The organism is Ochrobactrum sp. S1502_03, from assembly GCF_044435015.1.
GTDB classification, from domain to species: domain Bacteria; phylum Pseudomonadota; class Alphaproteobacteria; order Rhizobiales; family Rhizobiaceae; genus Brucella; species Brucella chromiisoli.
This window is the reverse complement of the sequence record NZ_JAYEXN010000004.1, coordinates 67,784-83,088: the sequence shown is the minus strand read 5'-3', so window position 1 is coordinate 83,088 and position 15,305 is coordinate 67,784. Positions and strand designations below refer to the sequence as shown.

Here is a 15,305-nt window from a genome sequence, read left to right as displayed (position 1 = left end):
ACCATCGAAGGTTCTGTACCCTTAATCCATTGATTCTTTGCCTGTGCAGGCAATTGACAATAAGGAAAGACGGACAGCTATGGCACAAACATCAAGCGCGGCGCGTGAACCGTCAATGGAAGAAATTCTCGCTTCCATTCGCCGGATCATTGAAGACAGTGATGTTTCCCGCCACCCGATTGTTGCCCCACCTTCGTTTTCGGCGCGTAGCGAGGTTGCAAAATTTCGCAAGCCTGTTTCCGTTCAGGAAACTCTGCCCGAACCGGGCATCCTTTCTGAAGAGACCGTACTGCGTGGTTCCATTCAAGAACCGGCACTGAAAGAAATCAGAGCAGTGGAAGCACCGGAGGCGGACGACGACGAAGATTTCGTTCTGGATGCACAGAATGATGACAAGCGTAGCGATGTTTTAGAACTTGCCGCCAGGATCGATGATATGCCTCCACTTGAAACGCAGATTGCGAACGAACTGAAGGTTTCGGAGCCAGTTGAAGAGCGCAAGCCGCAGGTTGAAGTCCCGCCTGCCGATTTGAAGCCGCAGAGTGCCGCACATATTTTATCGGAAGGTACGGAGCGAAAGGTCGCTGCCGCATTTCAGGATTTAAACCACGCTGTGCATTCGGAACCGCGGCGTTCGTTCGATGATATTGCGGCTGATATTCTGCGTCCGATGCTACAAGACTGGCTCGATAAGAATTTGCCGACGCTCGTCGAACGGCTCGTTCGCGAAGAAATCGAACGCGTGGTGCGTGGTGAACGCTAACAAAACTGCACCAGAGCGGACTATTTGACCCGTCTGTCTTGCAGGCGGGTTTTCACTTTTAGGGTGATTTGTTGGCTGTTAGTTGCTATTGAGCCGTCAATCAATTCATTCCGAATTCAGACCGGATATTTCTATGCTTGAGAAGACTTATGACGCTGCGGCTGTAGAGCCGAAAATCGCTGAACGCTGGGAAGAAGCCGGCGCTTTCAAGGCGGGTGCAGGTTCAAAGCCGGGCGCTGATCCTTTTGCAGTCGTCATTCCGCCACCCAATGTGACGGGCTCGCTGCATATGGGCCATGCGCTGAACAACACCGTTCAGGACATCATGGTTCGCTTTGAGCGTATGCGCGGCAAGAATGTTCTCTGGCAGCCGGGCCTCGACCATGCGGGTATCGCCACGCAAATGGTGGTTGAGCGTCAGCTTGCAGAACGGCAGGAGCCGAACCGTCATGCCATGGGCCGCGAAAAGTTCATTGAACGTATCTGGCAGTGGAAATCTGAATCGGGCGGAATGATTTCTAATCAGCTTCGTCGTCTTGGCGCATCCTGCGATTGGTCGCGTGAGCGTTTCACGATGGACGAAGGTCTGTCGCGCGCTGTCATCGAAGTCTTTGTTTCGCTCCATAAGCAGGGACTGATTTATCGTGACAAGCGGCTCGTGAATTGGGATCCAAAGCTTCTGACCGCGATTTCCGATATTGAAGTCGAATCCCGTGAGACCAAGGGCCATCTTTGGCATCTGCGTTATCCGCTGGAAAACATTCCGTTTGATCCCGAAAACCCGCACACCTTTATCGTGGTTGCAACGACCCGTCCTGAAACTATGCTGGGCGATACAGGGGTTGCTGTAAACCCGAAGGACGAGCGTTATCACGCCTCTGTCGGCAACAACATTGTTCTGCCGCTTGTTGGCCGTCTCATTCCCGTTGTTGCGGATGATTATGCTGATCCTGAAGCAGGTTCCGGTGCCGTCAAGATCACACCGGCACATGACTTCAACGATTTTGAAGTCGGCAAGCGCAATGATCTGCGCGCGATCAACATCCTGACACCATCGGCTGCCATCACGCTGAAGGACAATGTTGACTTTCTGGAAGGTCTGGAACTGACGTCCGAACTTAACGCGCTGATAAGCGTGTTTGAAGGTCTCGATCGCTTTGCTGCGCGCAAGCGCCTTGTCGAAATGCTTGATGAACAGGGCTATCTGGAAAAGATTGAAGATCACACTCACGCCGTTCCGCATGGTGATCGTGGTGGCGTGCCGATCGAGCCTTATCTGACAGATCAGTGGTATGTGAATGCCGCAGAGCTGGCAAAGCCTGCCATGGCTGCCGTTCGTGATGGCCGCACGCAGATTGTACCCAAAAATTGGGAAAAGACCTACTTCGACTGGATGGAAAACATTCAGCCATGGTGCGTTTCACGTCAGCTCTGGTGGGGACATCAGATTCCGGCATGGTACGGCCCAGACGGCAAATACTTCGTTGAAAAGAGCGAAGAGGAAGCCAAAGCCGCTGCGCGCGCGCATTATGGCGAAGAGGTTGAACTTGAACGCGATACCGATGTTCTGGATACTTGGTTCTCGTCGGGTCTCTGGCCATTCTCCACACTTGGCTGGCCCGACAAAACGCCTGAGCTCGCAACTTATTATCCAACAAGTGTTGTGGTAACGGGTTTCGATATTCTGTTCTTCTGGGTCGCCCGCATGATGATGATGGGCTTGCATTTCATGGAGGAGGTTCCGTTCCATACGGTCTATCTTCATGCACTCGTGCGCGACAAGCACGGCGCCAAAATGTCCAAGTCCAAGGGCAATGTCATTGATCCGCTGGAACTCATGGACGAGTACGGCGCGGATGCGTTGCGCTTCACCCTTGCCATCATGGCGGCGCAAGGCCGTGACGTGAAGCTCGATCCAGATCGGATAGCAGGCTATCGCAATTTTGGTACCAAGCTCTGGAATGCAACGCGTTTTGCACAGATGAACGGCGTAAAGCTTGACCCGAATTTCAAGCCGGCTGATGCAAAGCTTGCCGTCAATCGCTGGATTTTGACTGAACTGACCAAAGCAGCTGCTGCTGTTACGGATGGTATTGCAAATTATCGTTTCAATGAAGCGGCAGGCGCTGCATATCGTTTTGTCTGGAACCAGTTCTGCGACTGGTATCTTGAGTTGCTCAAGCCGATTTTCATGGGTGAAGATGAGCTGGCCAAGGCGGAAGCGCAGGCAACGGCTGCTTACTGTCTGGATGAAATCTACAAGATTTTACATCCATTCATGCCGTTCATGACCGAAGAGCTCTGGACGCTGACCGCAGGCGAGGGCGAAAAGCGTGATACGGTTCTGGCTTTGGCGAAATGGCCGGAATTGACGTTCGAGGATGGAGACTCCGCCACCGATATCAACTGGCTGGTTGATCTTGTTATGGGGATTCGCTCTGTTCGTGCAGAGATGAATGTTCCTGCGCGCGCGGTCGCTCCGATTGTGGTCCTCGAGGCCAATGCCGCCACTGTTGATCGGTTTGCGCGTCACGATGCGGCAATCAAGCGTCTGGCACGCGTTGAAAGCGTATCATTTGCACAGGAAGCGCCAAAAGGTTCTGCCCAGTTGGTACATGGTGAAGCGACGATCTGCCTGCCGCTTGGCAGCCTGATTGATCTTACGGCTGAAGCAGCGCGTATGGCCAAGGAAGCGGGTAAAATTGCCGCCGAAATGGAAAAAATCGAGAAGAAGCTCTCGAATGAGAAGTTTGTGGCCAATGCCAAGGAAGAGGTCGTTCGTGCCGAACGTGAACGCTTGACCGAACTAAAGGATGCTGCCGCACGCGTTGCGACGGCTCAAGCACGTATCCGCGAAGCAGGCTGATTCAGGCTTCCAGCTGAAGCCTAAATCGAATCAAGCACCCGGCAGCTCTGTGTTGCCGGGTGTTTTCGTTAAACATGTTGGTAAATGGCCCCTTTCAAGGAGCCTGTGCCCTCATCGAACCACGGTTTCGATTGTTTTTTACTGATGTTGCGCTTTAGCAACAAGGCGGGAAAAGGGCTTAAAAGTGGCCGAAATTGGCAATTCTCGAACGTTTATCTCCAGGAAACTTAGCAGAATTCCTGCTCGCTCCCATTATTTTGGGGTTTTCGATAAACCTAGGCTCCGATAGGCCGAACCTGTTCCATTTATGCATCTTGCAGCTTGAATCATTCCTGATTTACGTTTGCGTCAAAGTAAAAGTTTCGGGTTCACGTTATTTTGTTTGGGAGGACATTTCATGAAGGCCAACAGCCTGAAAATAGCGGGTATTGCGACTGCGCTGCTTGGAAGTGCGGTTGTTGCACATGCAAGCGGCCTGGAGCGCAGTTCGCAGGATTTTGATATCCTGTTTGAGCAGGGCACGGTCGTTGATACGACAGGAACGTTTGTTGCCCCGCAACGTAAGCTCAAGAATATTCGTGGTTCGGCCGTGGGGGCAGCAACTGGGGGCATTAACCCAATCACCAGACAGCCTTATGGTACTGAAGTTGATGAAGCCAAGAGTTATTGGGTTCCCAAATTTTCAGCTAAGGTTGATCTGACAAACGACCTCGCTTGTGCTGCACAGTACCGCCAGCCTTGGGGTATTCATACCGACGTTGGCACTGACACAGTGCGTATGTTTACGGCCATTGAGCAAAAAATTTCTTCACATGATTATGGTCTGAACTGCTCGTACAGGTTCTCCGCAGGTGAAAAAGGTTTTTTCCGCCTTCTCGGTGGCGTTAGTTATCAGGAGCTTAGTGGCGAGCAGACACGCATGATCCCACCGGGATCGGCTTTTGGTGGCTCGTTCCGTGTGGCTTCGCTTGATGTGGAAGATAAGTCATTCGGCTGGCGTATTGGCGCTGCCTATGAACTCCCTGAATATGCAATCCGCGCAAGCGTTGTGTACCAGTCGGAAGTGAAATACACCCTTGAAGGCACCATTGATAATCTGGCTCTAAGCCCGATTACCGGGCGTGGGCTTCCGATTAGCGTTGCTGGCGATGTCTCAACGCCATAGTCAGTGGAATTCAAGTTCCAGACCGGTATTGCCCCGGATTGGCTTGCTTTCGGTTCGGTCAAATGGACTGATTGGTCAAGCGTCGAGAAGGTTGCATTCAATTCTTCTTCAAACCTTCAGCTGGCACCGGGTGTTGTTATTCCTAAGGGAACAAATATCACCAACCTGAACCTCTACTATCAGGATGGCTGGACTGTCAGTGGTGGTGTCGGTCATAAGTTCAATGAACAGTGGTCTGCGGCTGCAACGGTTACGTGGGATCGCGGGACGACAACCGGGCTTACATAGCAGACAGACGTGTGGCTGTTTGGTCTCGGAACAAACTACAAGGCGACGGATAATTTCGAAGTTCGTCTTGCTGGTGCCGCTGGTTGGCTGACGTCCGGTGAAATGGACGACACTTATATCAATGGTAAGTTCAATCCGACTGGTTCTAAGGGCGATTTTGGAAACGATTTCGTGGGCGCTTTGTCGCTGACGGCCAAGATCAAGTTCTGATCGTTTAATGTCGACAAAAAAGCCCGGCTCGAAGCCGGGCTTTTTTGTTCAGAGCAGCGTTTATTGCTCAAGGCGTGCAAGCAGTGACGATGTATCCCAGCGTCCGCCACCGTTTTTCTGGACTTCCTTATAGAACTGATCAACAAGCGCTGTGACGGGCAAAAGCGCACCGTTTCGGTCTGCTTCGTCAAGGCAAATTCCCAAATCCTTGCGCATCCAGTCGACCGCAAAGCCAAAGTCATATTTGCCTTCATTCATGGTGCGATGGCGATTTTCCATCTGCCACGAGCCAGCTGCCCCTTTGGAAATGACCGCAATCAGCTTTTCTATGTCGAGGCCGGCCTTCTTACCGAAGTGAATGCCCTCGGCCAGCCCTTGCATGAGACCGGCGATGCAAATCTGATTGACCATCTTCGCCAACTGACCAGAGCCGACAGGTCCCATCAACCCAACGGAGCGCGCATAGGCTTCGATGATTGGCTTGGCACGGTCGAAAATTGGTTCCTCTGCGCCGACCATTACAGTGAGAACGCCGTTTTCAGCACCTGCCTGACCGCCGGAAACCGGAGCGTCTATGAAATGAAAGCCGCGCGATTGCGCTTCTGCGTCGAGCTCGCGCGCAACCTCTGCGGAAGCCGTTGTATTGTCGATGAAGATCGCTTCTTTTTTCATGGTGGAGAAGGCGCCATTCGCTCCCACCGTCACTTCGCGCAGATCATCATCATTGCCGACACAGCAGAAAATGAAATCCGCATCTTTCGCTGCTTCCGCCGGAGTGGCTGCATGCTTGCCGTTAAACTGTTCTGCCCATTTGATCGCCTTCGCATTTGTCCGGCTATAGACCGTAACGTCATAGCCACCTTTGTTTTTAAGGTGGCCTGCCATCGGATACCCCATGACGCCGAGGCCGAGGAAGGCTACTTTAATTGCAGTCATTGTCTGTTACCTCCGAGAGGGAATATAAGAATGCTTAAAAGCAGGGATAAATATATGTCGCTGTGCAAGTGCGGCGGTTAGGTCAGGGGCGTCATCACGGCTTTCCGATAGGCCGCGCGCTGCGAAAGGCGCTGATACCAATCTTCTAGATGAGGCATTGACGGACGTGTGATCGGAAACGCGAACCAAGCATAGACATAGCAACCAAGTGGTATGTCACCAATGCCGAAACTTTCCCCCGATAGCCATTTTTGCTGGGAAAGAGCATGATCTGCAATCTTGAGCGATCGCGTCAGGCCCTCAATTCCGCGCTGCGCAACGGCCTTGTCGCGCTTGTCTTCGGGAAGCCGGATCAAATTTGCCATCACATTGCGAAAATCTGCATAAAGCGTGGAGGATGCCCAATCCATCCACTTTTCCGCCTGCGCACGTTCGGCAGGGGCTTCAATCCAAAGGCCGCTCTTTGCATGCGTTGCAGCAAGATAGCGAACGATCACATTGGATTCCCAGAGTGTTGTGTCACCATCTTCGAGGAGCGGAATGAGACCATTTGGGTTACGAGCGAGGAAACTCGCCTCCTGCAGGCCACCAAACTGCCCGCCTAAATTGATCTGCTCATAGTCGAGCCCGAGTTCTTCAGCTATCCAAAGCACCTTTTTGACATTGGTGGAATTGGTTCGACCCCAGATTTTCAGCATGATTAAGCCTGTCGATTTGCGATTGAAAGACGTGCGTTGCGCTTAAGAGAGCTATGTATTTAAAGCAGATCGCCCCCGGTAGCTGCAAGGCGAACGGGGGCGATAAATTTTCTTTATTCGTAATCTCAGCGGATCAAATGCCGTGTCAGGCGCCTTTCTAGGAAGTCCCAGACGTGCCGAAGACATTCAACGATAATCAAATAGATGACTGCCGCCCAGATATAGGTCTGAAAGTCGAATGTGCGCGAATAAGCGCGGCGCGTCTCTCCCATAAGATCGAGCACAGTGATGATCGCGACAATAGCCGATCCCTTGATCATCAGAATGATTTCGTTGCCATAAGGGCGCAGAGCAACGATCAGAGCCTGTGGCAGGATCACTTTAACAAAAGTCACGCGTTTGGAAATGCCGAGCGCTGCAGCGCCTTCCCATTGGCCGAGTCCAACGCTTTGAATGGCCCCGCGCAGGATTTCTGCCTGATAGGCGGCCGTGTTCAGCGAGAAGGCGAGGATCGCGCAATTCCACGCATCACGGAAGAACACCCAAAGACCGATGCTTTCAAGAAAAGGGCGGAATGTGCCAAAGCCGTAGTAGATCAGGAAGGTTTGAGCCAGAAGCGGTGTACCGCGAAAGAAATAGACGTAGCCAAACGCAAGGCTGCGCAGCCAACGGTTTTTGGACATGCGCGCAGCCGTAATCGGTAGCGACAAAATCGCTCCAATCACGATGGAAATAGCAACCAGTTGCAGGGTAACGAGAAGCCCCGACCAATAGCGCGGTCCATAGGTCTCAAAAAGATCAATGCGCCAGCTGTTATAGAGATAAATTGCAAGACCGAGGAACATCAAAGCCCAGAAGGCAACGATGATATGTCCGGCAATTCGTGTGCGTGTCCAAACTTTTGCAACGGGGGGCGGTGCCAGAACTTTTGCGGTGCCTGCAGAGATGACTTCACTCATAATCATGCTCCCCGCGATGCATTGTTACTGGCATCGGCCCAGCGAGCGATGCGGTTTATGAAATAGGACGAGATAATCGCAAGTCCAAGATAAAGCAGACAAGCCACGCCAAAAAACAGGAAGGGCTCTTTGGTGACGCGTGCGGCAATCGATGTCTGACGCAAAATATCCGACAATGTGATGACGGACACCAAAGATGTGTCTTTAAGCAGAACCAGCCAGAGATTGGCGAGGCCGGGAAGGGCAATGCGGATCAATTGCGGAAAAATGACTTTGCGCATGGTCTGCCAATAGGAAAGACCGACGGCATAACCACCTTCATATTGTCCGCGTGGAATGGCGCGGAAAGCCGACAGAAACACTTCACTCGAATAGGATGAAAACACAAAGCCAAGCGCAATCATGCCCGCTACAAAAGCGTTGATCTCAATATTCGCATTGATATTGAAAAAGGTGAGCAATTGCTGGAGCAGAAGCGACGCACCGAAATAGACGAGAAAAAGCGTCAGAAGCTCCGGCAGGCCACGAAAAATAGTGGTGTAGATATTGCTGGCCAGTCGCATCGAGCGTTCACTCGACTGCTTTCCTAAAGCCACAATAAAACCCAGAACAAGACCGACGGGCAAGGTTGCAAGGGCCAGACTGATTGTGACGACAAATCCCCAAGCGATACTTTTACCCCATCCCCCAGGGCCAAAGCTTAACAATGTGGCGTAATGTTCCATGCGCCTAATCTCTTTCTGAGGGCTTCAAATCGATTGCGAAAATGCGATTTGACAACTTTTGAAAGTTTCTCATTATAGCCCAAATAGTTACGCCGGTTTACGTGGGCGTAAACCGGCGTCTGATATTAAGAAATTTTAGTTTTCTGCACCGTAGGCGTCGAAATCGAAGTACTTGTCATTGATTTCTTTGTACTTGCCGTTGGCGCGGATTGCCTTGATGGCTTCATTGAATTTTTCGATGAGTTCCGGGCGGCCTTTTTTGAATGCAACGCCTGCACCCGGACCGTGAATCTCGATCACCGGCGGGAACGTGCCGACCATCTTGCAGCATGCACCATCTGGGGTCTTGAGCCACTCGGAAAGCGTCACGCTGTCGTCGTTGACGGCATCAAGTCGACCGTTTGCAAGATCCAGACGATATTCTTCGGCCGTTGGATAGGCTTTGATCGTGCTGTCGGTAAAGGTTTTTTCCGAGTAATTGGCATGCGTGGTTGATCCCTGCACGCCAATGGTCTTGCCAGCGAGGTCTTCCTTGGTCACGCCTTTGATGTCGGTGTCTTTCGGAGCCGCAATGCCGGGAGGGGTGTTGTAGTACTTGTTGGAGAAATCGACCTGCTTCTTGCGTTCATCCGTGATGGACATCGAGGCAATAAAGGCATCGAACTTGCCCGACTGAAGGGCAGGGATGGCGCCATCCCAATCCTGGGTTACGAATTCACATTGGGCCTTCATTTCATCGCAAAGTGCCCTGGCAATATCTACGTCGAAACCGGAAAGCGTGCCATCTGGCTGAATGAAGTTGAAGGGAGGGTAAGCGCCTTCTGTACCAATCTTAAGCTTCAGAGGCTCTTGAGCATTGGCAATGCCAGCGCTCATGCTGCCAAGAGTAATTGCAAGTGCTGCTATTGATGTCGCCGCAGCGATACGCTTAATAACGCGCATTCTTAGTCCTCTCGTTTTGTTTCGGCTGGCTCCCTGATTATTTTTCTGGTTCAGCCGCATTTAAGGAGCATTATCGACGAGGATTGTTCGGTCGCAGGTCTGACAATGTGATCCCTGATTTCTATAATTAGATGCTAGAGCTGATAACGCGCAATAATTATTCGCACTTATGCCCATCCATCCGCCCATAACCCCATAATCCCACCATTTTTCATCGAATGGCAAGACGGTTTGAGTAATTTAATTTTTAGCGTAAAAAGGGATTTTCCAAAGAAAAGGCATGATCGAAAGATATTTTTCAGTGTTTTCCGTGTCGATATAATCAATTGTTAGTGAAAACCTCAAAGCTCCATCAATTGTTGAATGAAGTCTGCAATTTCTTCGATTTGATCAAGATGAAACACCGGTAATCTTTCATGGCTTTGCATATGATCGCTGGCAATGGCAACAATGCTGGAATCGCTATCGCAAAGCGGTGGCCCTTCGTGGCTGCCAATACGCCTAAGTTCGATCTTCTTATGAGGTTCGTTTTTGTAGCCTTCAATCAGAACCAGATCGCAGGGGGCCAGCTTGCTGACAATGACTGGTAATGACGGCTCTTCTTCGCAAAGATTTTCATGCATGATCGCATAACGTGCAGATGAAACGATTGCGACTTCCGCAGCGCCAGCATTGCGGTGCCGCCAGGAATCTGTCCCGATATGATCAATATCAAAATTATGATGAGCGTGTTTCACCGTCGAGATGCGATAGCCACGTTTGGTCAGCGCCTGAACGAGGCTTTCCGTCAGTGTGGTTTTGCCAGCATTTTTCCAACCGGTGATTCCGAACAGTTTATGGGTCATTGGATGGCCTCAATCAGCAGCTTTGCTGCCTCAAGATCTTCAGGTCTGTTGATGTTGAAGAAGGGGTCATAAACTGCGCCATTGGATGTAAGTGCCACGAGCGCAAACACCACCTCTTCAAAACCGACATTTTGCGCGAAAGCAAGCACACTGGCCGTTTCGGTGCGTGCCAGCCAGTCAATAAGCGGTTGCAGCAGTTCTGTTTTCCAAAGCCCGCAAGTCGGATGAACACGGCCATTGGAACACGCAAGCACAATGCTGGCACCGGTTTTTGCTTGCTGCTCGTAAAGCCGCGATACAAGGTCAAGCGGCAGAAAGGGGCAGTCGGCTGCAACACTCAGGAGCAACGGGAAGCCGGCGGCATATTCCAATGCTGTCTTGAGCCCCACAAGTGGCCCACCATGCGCGGAAATGGAGTCCGCTGTCACAGGTATCCCTAGTTTTGGAAGACGGCCATGATCGCCATTGGCGTTGAGAAAAAGCTGATCGACCTGCGGTGAAAGGCGCTTTGCAACATGTTCAAGAACTGTCTTTGTGCCGAGCTTTTGCAAAAATTTATCACCCGGCACACCGCCCGCCTGCATGCGGCTGGACTGGCCTCCGGCAATAATGGCACCTGCGATACGGTGCGTCTTTCCTGTCACGTGGGTTCTACTCCCGTGGGCGCAGCAGCCAGTGTGCTTTTATAGTGTTCCCGCTTTTTGAGAACATTTTCGCGGTACACCATATAAATACCGCTGCTGACGACAAGAATTGATCCAAGGATTGTATAAGTGTCTGGCGCTTCATTGAAGATCACAGTGCTTAGCAGGATCGCCCAAAGCAGGCTCGAATAGCGGAATGGCGAAACAAATGAAATTTCACCTTCACGCATCGCCAAAATGATAAAGTGATAGCCAACCAGCAAAAGTGCTGCCGCCACAGCCATGAAAAGAATTGGCTCCAGGCCGATGGGTTGCCAGCCGCCCATAGGCACTATGAGTGCTCCACCTGTGAGTGCAATGGCACCGGCAGTGAGCGTTGAGAGATAAAGTGTCGGCACATGTGCCGGGACGCGGCGTGTCGCAATATCGCGCATCGCTGCAAAGCAGACGCTGGAAAGCAAAATCCCCACGGCGGCAAGCGTTGTTGAGGTGTCAGCGCCAGGACGAATGATAATCAGAACCCCGATCAACCCGAATGAGATACACATCCAGCGCCGCCAGCCGACTTTTTCATTCAGAAAAAGCACGGCGCCAACGGTCACAACCAAGGGCGTTGCCTGAAATACGGCTGAACAGAAAGCCTGTGAAAGATGCCCGAGCGAATAGATATATGTGACTGTTGCCAGCACTTCGCCCAGAACACGCAGCAACGTCATCTTATCCATCGACATGTTGCGAAGCGCTCCGTTGCGCCATGCGAGCAGGCCGATTGCCGTTGTTGCAAATATTCCTCGAATGAACATGTACTGACCACTGTTCATATGGATCAGCAAATATTTGGTAATTGAATCGCCGATGGTGAATGTCCCCATGGCGAGGAGCATGAAAATGCTTGCACGAAAATTTGCAGTTTGCGGCACAATATAAAATCCGATTTTGGGACTTTCTATCGCTACCTTATGATTTAGATAACGTCCAATGCATATGTGTTGCGAATTGATTTAAATTATTTATCCGCCAGTCAGGCTCATGTGACGTGCAACAGCCGGGCGATTATGGTCGCGATCAATGATGAAATCATGGCCCTTGGGCTTGCGTGAAATGGCCTCGTCAATCGCATCATTGAGAACGCTGTCACTTTCGCTTGCACGCACTGCGGTGCGCAGATCCGCATCATCGTTCTGACCAAGACACATATAAAGCATGCCTGTGCATGTCAGGCGCACACGGTTGCAGCTTTCGCAGAAATTATGCGTAAGGGGTGTGATAAAACCGAGCCGGCCACCCGTTTCTTTTATGGTGACATAGCGGGCAGGGCCACCGGTATGATAGGAATTGTCGGTTAGTGTGAACTGCTTGCCAAGATCGACACGAAGCTGCGAAAGCGGCAGATATTGATCCGTGCGATCAATCTCTATTTCACCCATCGGCATGGTTTCGATCAGCGTCATGTCCATGTCACGACCATGCGCCCAGCGGATCAGCTCTGGAATTTCAAACTCATTGAAGTTTTTCAGCGCAACAGCGTTGATTTTAATGCGAAGACCGGCCTTCTGCGCAGCGTCAATACCTTCAATGACGCGATTAAGATCACCCCAGCGGGTAATAGTACGGAATTTATCAGGATCAAGCGTGTCCATCGAGACATTGATACGCTTTACACCACATTCTGCGAGTTCATCAGCATAACGGACAAGTTGCGACCCGTTGGTTGTGAGCGTCAGCTCTTCCAACGCGCCGGTTTTGAGGTGACGCGACAGCCCGCGGATCAGATGCATGATGTTTTTGCGAACAAGCGGCTCACCGCCTGTCAGGCGCAACTTGCGCACACCCTTATCGATAAAGGCGCTGCAAATCCGATCCAGTTCTTCGAGCGTCAGCAGGTCTTTTTTCGGCAGAAACGTCATATGCTCTGCCATGCAATAGGTGCAGCGGAAATCACAGCGATCTGTCACTGAAACGCGCAAATAGGTGACAGCGCGTCCAAACGGATCAATCATATCTCCGGTCGAAGAAACAGCAGGCAATGTCTGAGATTGATTCATAGAATAAGCCATTGTTTCAAAACGCTGCAAAGTCACCCTCTTCAAGAGATAAGTTCCCTTGAGGAGTTTGTCCAGTTTATGTGACTGTCATCCTGTATATTGCAGAATCAAACGCAGCGGGAATGACGGAGAACAATTATGAGTGATGTCTGGCCGACCGAGTTGCGGGTGTCGAAGGATCGCAAGCTTTTGACGGTGGCTTTCGAAAACGGTGAGCGTTTTGAGCTGACAGCAGAATTCTTGCGTGTGCTCTCTCCTTCGGCAGAAGTGCAGGGCCATTCACCAGAACAACGGGTCACGGTGGGCGGCAAGCGCAATGTGGAAATCATGCGTATGGACCCGGTCGGCAACTATGCCGTCCGTATTACTTTTGATGACATGCACGATACCGGACTGTTCTCGTGGACTTATCTGCACAAGCTGGGCACTCAGAAGGATACTCTCTGGCAAACCTATCTGGACGAGCTTGTGGAAAAAGGGCTGAAACGCGACCCGAAATAAAAAAAGGGGCGATAAACGCCCCATTTTTAACCGAGATTGAGCTCTTTGAAAAAGTCATTGCCTTTGTCGTCGATGACGATAAAGGCTGGAAAATCGACCACTTCAATGCGCCATATGGCTTCCATGCCGAGCTCTGGATACTCGACCACCTCAACCTTCTTGATGCAGTCCTGAGCAAGGCGGGCAGCAGGGCCACCAATCGAACCCAGATAGAAGCCGCCATGTCTGCCACACGCTTCACGGACCTGACGCGAGCGATTGCCCTTGGCGAGCATCACCATCGAACCGCCAAATGACTGGAACTGATCGACATAAGAATCCATGCGGCCAGCCGTCGTCGGCCCAAAGGAGCCGGATGCATAACCGGTTGGCGTCTTGGCTGGGCCTGCATAATAAATCGGGTGGTTCTTGAAATAATCCGGCATAGGTTCGCCGTTTTCCAGCCGTTCGCGGATTTTCGCATGCGCCAGATCGCGTGCGACGATGATTGAGCCAGTCAAAGAAAGCTGTGTCTTTACAGGGTGTTTCGACAGTTCCTTAAGTATCTGCTCCATGGGCTGGTTGAGGTCAATTTTGACCACATGCGATGAGAGCTTTTCCTCGTCAATCTCTGGCATATACTGCGCGGGATTGGTTTCGAGTTTCTCAAGGAAGATACCGTCTTTCGTGATTTTGCCTTTGGCCTGCCGGTCGGCAGAGCAGGAGACACCCAGACCAATTGGCAGCGATGCGCCATGGCGGGGCAGGCGGATAACGCGTACATCGTGGCAGAAATACTTGCCGCCAAACTGTGCACCGACGCCAAGCGACTGTGTCAGCTTATGGATTTCAGCTTCCATCTCCAGATCGCGGAAAGCATGACCGTCTTCCGAACCCTTGGTTGGGAGACTGTCGAGATAGCGCGTGGATGCGAGCTTCACCGTCTTGAGGTTCATTTCAGCGGAGGTTCCGCCGATAACGATTGCCAGGTGATACGGTGGGCAGGCCGCAGTGCCGAGGCTTAAGATCTTATCCTTAAGGAAATCAATTAGGCGGTCATGCGTCAGCAACGATGGTGTGCCCTGATACAAGAACGTCTTGTTGGCAGAGCCGCCGCCCTTGGCAACAAACAGGAATTTATAGGCGTCTTCGCCCTCTTCATAAATGTCGATCTGCGCAGGCAGATTGTTCCTGGTGTTCTTTTCTTCGAACATCGATAACGGGGCGAGCTGCGAATAACGCAGGTTCTTCTTGTTATAGGCATCCAGAACGCCGGCAGCGAGCGCATCAGCATCACCGCCTTCTGTCCAGACGCGACGGCCTTTTTTACCCATGATGATTGCTGTGCCGGTGTCCTGGCACATGGGCAACACACCGCCGGCCGCAATATTGGCATTTTTCAGCAGGTCATAAGCCACGAAGCGGTCATTATCGGTGGCTTCCGGGTCTTTCATGATATTGGCAAGTTGCTGCAAATGGCCGGGGCGCAGCAGGTGATTGATATCCGCAAAGGCAGCTTCCGACAGAATGCGCAGGCCTTCAGCATCAACGCTCAGAACTTCCTGTCCCTTAAACATATCGACCGAAACATGATCAGATGTCAGTTTGCGATAAGGAGTGTTGTCTTCGCCAAGTGGAAAAAGATCAGCGGCGCCTGCTTCTGCCATTGTGGTACCTCGCGTGCTTGCCAGTTACATATTCTCGCCGGGCTTTTAGCGTGATGCTGGGTGGATTCCACT

Annotated in this window: 13 protein-coding genes and 1 pseudogene; 4 read left to right on the top strand and 10 right to left on the bottom strand. The window is 51.5% G+C overall.

Translation table 11 applies throughout. The features are described from left to right. The first annotated feature begins 79 nt into the window (after window positions 1-79). The 3 genes and pseudogenes from VBH83_RS05035 (at window position 80) to VBH83_RS05025 (ending at window position 5,292) form a co-directional block, all read left to right on the top strand. Entirely contained in the window at window positions 80-763 is a 684-nt protein-coding gene (locus tag VBH83_RS05035) for a PopZ family protein (protein ID WP_323054532.1), read from the top strand. A 133-nt stretch (window positions 764-896) separates the two neighbouring features. Continuing rightward, window positions 897-3,629, top strand: a complete 2,733-nt coding sequence (locus tag VBH83_RS05030; RefSeq protein WP_265983772.1) for a valine--tRNA ligase — start codon at window positions 897-899, stop codon at window positions 3,627-3,629. A gap of 397 nt (window positions 3,630-4,026) precedes the next feature. Continuing rightward, window positions 4,027-5,292, top strand: a pseudogene (locus VBH83_RS05025) (OmpP1/FadL family transporter). A 60-nt stretch (window positions 5,293-5,352) separates the two neighbouring features. On the opposite strand, the gene VBH83_RS05020 reads toward VBH83_RS05025, so the two are convergent. The 9 genes from VBH83_RS05020 to moaA all read right to left on the bottom strand — a co-directional run bounded on the left by VBH83_RS05020 (window position 5,353) and on the right by moaA (window position 13,086). Continuing rightward, on the bottom strand, window positions 5,353-6,228 hold the full coding sequence (locus VBH83_RS05020; protein WP_265983775.1) for an NAD(P)-dependent oxidoreductase: 876 nt from the start codon (window positions 6,226-6,228) through the stop codon (window positions 5,353-5,355). A gap of 77 nt (window positions 6,229-6,305) precedes the next feature. Continuing rightward, window positions 6,306-6,926: a glutathione S-transferase family protein gene (locus tag VBH83_RS05015; RefSeq protein WP_265983776.1), complete on the bottom strand. Its 621-nt coding sequence runs from the start codon at window positions 6,924-6,926 to the stop codon at window positions 6,306-6,308. A 125-nt stretch (window positions 6,927-7,051) separates the two neighbouring features. Beyond that, complete coding sequence (locus VBH83_RS05010) at window positions 7,052-7,885, bottom strand: ABC transporter permease (protein ID WP_265983777.1); 834 nt, start codon at window positions 7,883-7,885, stop codon at window positions 7,052-7,054. 2 nt (window positions 7,886-7,887) lie between these two features. Next, the gene (locus VBH83_RS05005) at window positions 7,888-8,610 is read right to left on the bottom strand and encodes an ABC transporter permease (protein ID WP_265983778.1); all 723 of its coding nucleotides are present in this window, start codon (window positions 8,608-8,610) and stop codon (window positions 7,888-7,890) included. Window positions 8,611-8,745: 135 nt separating this feature from the next. Further along, complete coding sequence (locus VBH83_RS05000; protein WP_265983780.1) at window positions 8,746-9,552, bottom strand: ABC transporter substrate-binding protein; 807 nt, start codon at window positions 9,550-9,552, stop codon at window positions 8,746-8,748. A gap of 341 nt (window positions 9,553-9,893) precedes the next feature. After that, window positions 9,894-10,397 (bottom strand): molybdopterin-guanine dinucleotide biosynthesis protein B, encoded by a 504-nt coding sequence (gene mobB, locus VBH83_RS04995; protein WP_265983781.1) that lies wholly within the window; start codon window positions 10,395-10,397, stop codon window positions 9,894-9,896. Then, window positions 10,394-11,041 (bottom strand): molybdenum cofactor guanylyltransferase MobA, encoded by a 648-nt coding sequence (gene mobA / locus VBH83_RS04990; RefSeq protein WP_265983782.1) that lies wholly within the window; start codon window positions 11,039-11,041, stop codon window positions 10,394-10,396. Before mobA ends, mobB begins: the two co-directional genes overlap by 4 nt. After that, window positions 11,038-11,925, bottom strand: coding sequence for a DMT family transporter (locus tag VBH83_RS04985; RefSeq protein WP_265983889.1), 888 nt, complete (start codon window positions 11,923-11,925; stop codon window positions 11,038-11,040). The genes mobA and VBH83_RS04985 overlap by 4 nt, the downstream gene beginning before the upstream one ends. A 126-nt stretch (window positions 11,926-12,051) precedes the next feature. Beyond that, window positions 12,052-13,086 (bottom strand): GTP 3',8-cyclase MoaA, encoded by a 1,035-nt coding sequence (moaA, locus tag VBH83_RS04980; protein WP_323054533.1) that lies wholly within the window; start codon window positions 13,084-13,086, stop codon window positions 12,052-12,054. Window positions 13,087-13,224: 138 nt separating this feature from the next. Between moaA and VBH83_RS04975 the strand changes: the two genes are divergently transcribed. Next, window positions 13,225-13,587 carry a DUF971 domain-containing protein gene (locus VBH83_RS04975; protein ID WP_265983783.1) on the top strand — a complete coding sequence of 121 codons (363 nt, stop codon included), beginning with the start codon at window positions 13,225-13,227 and terminating at the stop codon, window positions 13,585-13,587. A gap of 26 nt (window positions 13,588-13,613) precedes the next feature. On the opposite strand, the gene VBH83_RS04970 is transcribed toward VBH83_RS04975, so the two are convergent. Next, window positions 13,614-15,233: a fumarate hydratase gene (locus tag VBH83_RS04970; RefSeq protein WP_265983785.1), complete on the bottom strand. Its 1,620-nt coding sequence runs from the start codon at window positions 15,231-15,233 to the stop codon at window positions 13,614-13,616. Between the last annotated feature and the right edge of the window lie 72 nt (window positions 15,234-15,305).

Bases quoted from the DNA above. Each gene is read 5' to 3' on its own strand.
- VBH83_RS05035 (WP_323054532.1), top strand. From the start codon at position 80: ATGGCACAAACATCAAGCGCGGCGCGTGAACCGTCAATGGAAGAAATT.
- VBH83_RS05030 (WP_265983772.1), top strand. From the start codon at position 897: ATGCTTGAGAAGACTTATGACGCTGCGGCTGTAGAGCCGAAAATCGCT.
- VBH83_RS05020 (WP_265983775.1), bottom strand. From the start codon at position 6,228: ATGACTGCAATTAAAGTAGCCTTCCTCGGCCTCGGCGTCATGGGGTAT.
- VBH83_RS05015 (WP_265983776.1), bottom strand. From the start codon at position 6,926: ATGCTGAAAATCTGGGGTCGAACCAATTCCACCAATGTCAAAAAGGTG.
- VBH83_RS05010 (WP_265983777.1), bottom strand. From the start codon at position 7,885: ATGAGTGAAGTCATCTCTGCAGGCACCGCAAAAGTTCTGGCACCGCCC.
- VBH83_RS05005 (WP_265983778.1), bottom strand. From the start codon at position 8,610: ATGGAACATTACGCCACATTGTTAAGCTTTGGCCCTGGGGGATGGGGT.
- VBH83_RS05000 (WP_265983780.1), bottom strand. From the start codon at position 9,552: ATGCGCGTTATTAAGCGTATCGCTGCGGCGACATCAATAGCAGCACTT.
- mobB (WP_265983781.1), bottom strand. From the start codon at position 10,397: ATGACCCATAAACTGTTCGGAATCACCGGTTGGAAAAATGCTGGCAAA.
- VBH83_RS04985 (WP_265983889.1), bottom strand. From the start codon at position 11,925: ATGCTCCTCGCCATGGGGACATTCACCATCGGCGATTCAATTACCAAA.
- moaA (WP_323054533.1), bottom strand. From the start codon at position 13,086: ATGAATCAATCTCAGACATTGCCTGCTGTTTCTTCGACCGGAGATATG.
- VBH83_RS04975 (WP_265983783.1), top strand. From the start codon at position 13,225: ATGAGTGATGTCTGGCCGACCGAGTTGCGGGTGTCGAAGGATCGCAAG.
- VBH83_RS04970 (WP_265983785.1), bottom strand. From the start codon at position 15,233: ATGGCAGAAGCAGGCGCCGCTGATCTTTTTCCACTTGGCGAAGACAAC.